The sequence below is a fragment of the Paenibacillus sp. MZ03-122A genome (assembly GCF_024213325.1).
GTDB lineage: Bacteria > Bacillota > Bacilli > Paenibacillales > Paenibacillaceae > Paenibacillus > Paenibacillus polymyxa_B.
The window spans coordinates 1-5041 of record NZ_JANAVI010000034.1; the positions used below are offsets into that span (position 1 = coordinate 1).

General features: G+C 41.2%; 1 protein-coding gene. It reads left to right on the forward strand.

What is annotated here, in order from left to right:
• Positions 1–42 precede the first annotated feature (42 nt).
• A partial coding sequence (locus tag NLX74_RS25360; RefSeq protein WP_254330915.1) for a non-ribosomal peptide synthetase occupies positions 43–5041 on the forward strand: 4999 nt, incomplete at its 3' end.

Sequence of the window (5041 nt, forward strand, 5' to 3'; positions counted from 1 at the left end):
GTACCGGATCAAGAAATAACCGTACAGGGGATGAGGGAACACTTGTCAAAAGAGCTCCCGGACTACATGATCCCTTCCTACTTTGTGCGGATGGAAAAGCTGCCATTGACCCCTAATGGAAAAATAGACAGGAAAGCATTGCCTGTGCTCGATAGCAATGTTAATACCGGCGTAGAATACGTAGTACCTTCGGGAGAAATAGAGGAGAAACTTGCGCTGTTGTGGCGGGATATCCTTGGAATAGAGAAGGTAGGAAGAAATGATAACTTTTTTATGCTTGGGGGACACTCGTTAAAGGCAACAAGCCTTGTAGCAAGAATTCACAAAGAGTTCAATATAGACATACCTCTTAAGGAAATATTCAAGACACCAACCATCTTAGAAATTGCCAGATATATTAAAGACTCAAAGGAGAGCCTATATCAGTCAATCCAACCGGCAGGAGAAATGGAATACTACCCTATGTCATCTGCACAAAGAAGGCTGTATATACTAAACCAGCTTGAAGGGGCAGGGACAGCATACAACATGCCTGGTATTATGCTGCTGGAAGGAAGCATTGATACAGCGCGTTTCCAGGAAGTCTTCAGGCAGTTGGTAAAAAGGCATGAGACTCTTAGAACATCGTTCCACATGATCGATGGTAACCCGGTCCAGAAGGTTCATGACCATGTGGAATTCAGCGTGATGTACTTTGAAACTAACGAAGAAAAAGCCGCAGAGTATGCTGGGGAATTTGCCAGACCTTTTGATCTTGGCAAGGCTCCTCTGCTAAGGGTAGAGCTTGTAAAAACGGGAGAAGACAGGCATCTTATGATGTTTGATATGCATCACATTATATCCGATGGTGTCTCCATGGACATACTGATTCGTGAGTTTATGGATCTTTATGAAGGAAACAACCCTCCAGCACTTCGGATACAGTACAAGGACTACGCTGTATGGCAGAATAAACTGTTTGATGAGGGCGGAATTAGCAGCCAGGAGGAATACTGGCTCCAAGCATTCCAGGGAGAAATACCTGTACTGAATATGCCGCTAGACTATCCAAGGCCTGTAATACAAAGCTTTGAAGGGGATTTTTTTAGCTTTGAAGCAGGCAGTGAGCTTACGAATAAATTAAACAAGCTTGCAAGGGATAATGGGGCTACGCTTTACATGACACTGCTCGCGGCATACAACATATTGCTGTCTAAGCACACCGGACAGGAAGACATAATCGTTGGAAGCCCTATAGCCGGAAGGCCACATTCAGACCTGCAGGATATCCTTGGTATGTTTGTAAATACCTTGGCTATGAGAAATTACCCCAAGGGAGATAGTACCTTTGTAGAATTCTTGAATGAAGTAAGAGAAAACGCTCTAAGGGCTTATGACAATCAGGATTACCAATTTGAAGAACTGGTTGAGAAGCTTAACTTGAAGAGGGACATGAGCAGAAACCCACTGTTTGATACTATGTTTACCATGCAAAATGCCTCTAAGGTAGAATTTGCAGTACCTGGTATAAGCTTCAGACCTTTTAATAACGGGCTAGAGTATAGAATATCAAAATTTGACCTATCCATTGATGCAATAGAGCGTGAAGATGGTATGGCTTTTAGCTTTGAATATTGTACTCGGCTTTTCAAAAAAGAGACTATAAAAAGGTTGGCGGCTCATTACCTTAACGTGTTGGAAGAGATAACCGCAAATCCGTTTAAAAGGTTGTCGGAAATAAATATGTTGTCCCAGGAGGAAAAACAGCAAATAATCTATGGCTTCAATGATACAAAAGTAGAATATCCTAAGGATAAGACCATACAAGAGCTATTTGAAGAACAAGTGGAAAAGACGCCTGATAACATAGCAGTAGTATTTGAAGATAAATACTTGACTTACGGAGAACTTAATGAAAAGGCCAATCAACTGGCTTGGATCTTAAGGGACAAGGGATTAAAACCTGACAGTGTAGTAGCTATAATGGTAGACCGGTCCATAGAAATGATAATAGGTGTAATTGCTGTATTTAAAGCAGGAGGCGCGTATTTACCCATAGACACCGAATATCCTGAAGAACGAATCAGATATATGATCGATGACAGCTTGGCTGGAATTATTCTTACGCAAGAACATCATAAAGAAAAAATTAAATTTGATCTTGATATTATAAGCTTTGATGACTGTGTGAATTACAACGGGAGAACAGAAAATCTTCCTGTCATTAATAAATCTTGTAATTTAGCATATGTCATTTATACATCAGGAACCACAGGAAAGCCAAAGGGGATCATGATAGAGCATAGAAGTCTTGTCAACATATCTTACGCATGGAAAAAGGAATATAGGCTTGCGGATATGGATGTAAAGCTGTTGCAAATCGCAAGTTTTTCTTTTGATGTATTTGTGGGAGATGTTTCGAGAACGCTGCTCAACGGAGGCCAAATGGTTATTTGTTCATCCGAGGAGAGATACGATCCTGCACGATTATATTCACTTATTAAAACCCATAAAATAACCATCTTTGAATCCACACCGGCACTGATTATTCCTCTTATGGATTATATCCATGATAATGCTTTGATTATTGATAGCCTCAAGTTGCTTATACTTGGATCAGATACTCTCTCTGTGGAAGATTATGAAAGATTACAATCCTGGTATGGAGAGAAACTGCGGGTTGTTAATAGCTATGGGGTTACTGAGTCCACCATAGATTCCAGTTATTACGAAAAGAGACTGGGAAGCTATTTGGAATCCGGGAGTGTACCTATCGGAAAGCCAATGCAAAATATAAAATACTACGTTGTTGACAAACACTTGAGACCTCAGCCTACAGGGGTTTTGGGTGAGTTGTGCATAGGGGGAGAAGGGCTTGCAAGGGGATATCTAAACCGGCCCGAACTGACAGCTGAAAAATTTGTACCTAACCCGTTTATACCAGGGGAAAGGATGTATCGTACAGGGGATCTGGCCAGATGGCTGTCTGATGGGAATATGGAATTTTTAGGAAGAGTAGATCATCAGGTAAAGATAAGGGGATTTAGAATAGAGCTGGGGGAAATAGAAGCACAACTGCTAAAGCACGTTTCAATAAAGGAAGCAGTGGTTATTGCAAGGGAAGATCAGAAGGGAAACAAGTATCTGTGTGCCTATGTGGCAGGGGAAAATGAATTAACAATAGCAGAACTAAGGGGACATCTCTTAAAGGACCTTCCAGACTATATGATACCATCCTATTTTATGCAGTTAAAAAAGCTGCCGCTGACTCCCAATGGCAAAATAGATAGGAAGGCATTGCCCGAACCTGACGGCAATATCGATGCTGGAATAGAGTATGTCGCACCCTTGGGTGAAGTGGAGGAGAAACTTGCGGGGTTGTGGCAGGATATCCTTAGTATAGAGAAAGTGGGAAGAAACGACAATTTCTTTGAGCTGGGGGGACATTCCTTAAGGGCAGCAAATCTTATTGCCAGGATTCACAAAGAGTTCAATGTAAACATACCGCTTAAAGAAATATTTAAGAGCCCAAATATGTCTGAAGTTGCCGAGTGCATCAAGATTGCAAAGGAGAGTGTATTTCATTCTATTGGGCCGGCTGGGGAGATGGAGTACTATCCAATTTCATCCGCCCAGAAAAGGCTGTATATTCTAAACCAGCTTGACGCAGTTGGGATGGCATACAACATGCCTGGTATTATGCTAATTGAAGGCAAACTCGATAAACTGCGCTTTGAACAGGCTTTTAGGGAGCTTGTTGACAGACATGAGTCTTTCCGTACCTCATTCCATATGATAGATGGTAAACCGGTACAAAAGGTCCATAGCAATGTGGATTTTAGTGTTATGTATATGGAAACCGATGAGGAAAGAGCTGCGAAAATAGCCAGTGAATTTATTAGGACCTTTGACCTTGATGAGGCTCCTTTACTTAGGGTTGGGCTTATAAAAGTTGGAGAAGACAGATATATTATGATGTTTGATAAGCACCATATTATATCTGACGGGGTGTCTGACGACATACTGGTAAGAGAATTTATGAGCCTGTATGAAGGTAAGGAACTTCCGGAACTTAAGATTCAGTACAAGGATTTTTCCGTATGGCAGAACAGGCTGTTTGCTGATGGGACAATTAGTAAGCAGGAAGAATACTGGCTCCAAGTATTCAAAGGAGAAATTCCTTTGCTTAATATGCCGCTAGACTACCCTAGGCCAGCTATACAGAGTTTTGAGGGAGATGTGATCAGTTTCAAAGCAGGCAAGGAGCTTGCTGTTAAACTGAACAAACTTGCAGTGAATAATGGTGCCACGCTCTACATGGTACTTTTAGCTTCATACAATGTCCTTTTATCCAAGTACACCGGACAGGAAGATATTATAGTTGGAAGTCCCGTTGCAGGAAGGCCGCATACTGATCTTCAGGACGTTATTGGTATGTTTGTAAACACGCTAGCCATGAGGAATCACCCTCAAGGTGGAAAGACTTTTGTGGACTTCCTTAATGAAGTAAGAGAAAACTCCTTAAGGGCTTACGAAAACCAAGATTACCAATTTGAAGAACTGGTAGATAAGCTTAACCTGGAAAGGGATCTGGGCAGAAATCCACTTTTCGATACTATGTTTGTACTGCAAAATATCGAGGCATCAGAAGTGAAGATGGATGGGCTAAGGTTTATGCCCTATGACAGTGAAGTAAGAATATCCAAGTTTGACCTGACTTTAAACGCTGAGGAAACAGAGGACGGTATTGCATTTGAATTGGAGTATGCTACCAGGTTGTTTAAGAAAGAGTCAGTTATAAGGCTTATTGCCCATTACCTTAATGTATTGGAAGAGGCAGCAGCCTTTCCTGAAAAAAGGCTATTAGAAATTGATATGCTGTCACAAGACGAAAAACATCAAATATTATATGAATTTAATAATACAAAAGCAGGATACCCTCGGGAAAAGACCATCCATCAGATTTTTGAGGAACAGGTGGAACGGACACCCAATAATATTGCTGTAGTGTTTGAAGATAAACAGCTGACTTATAAGGAAGTAAACGAAAAGGCAAACCAAC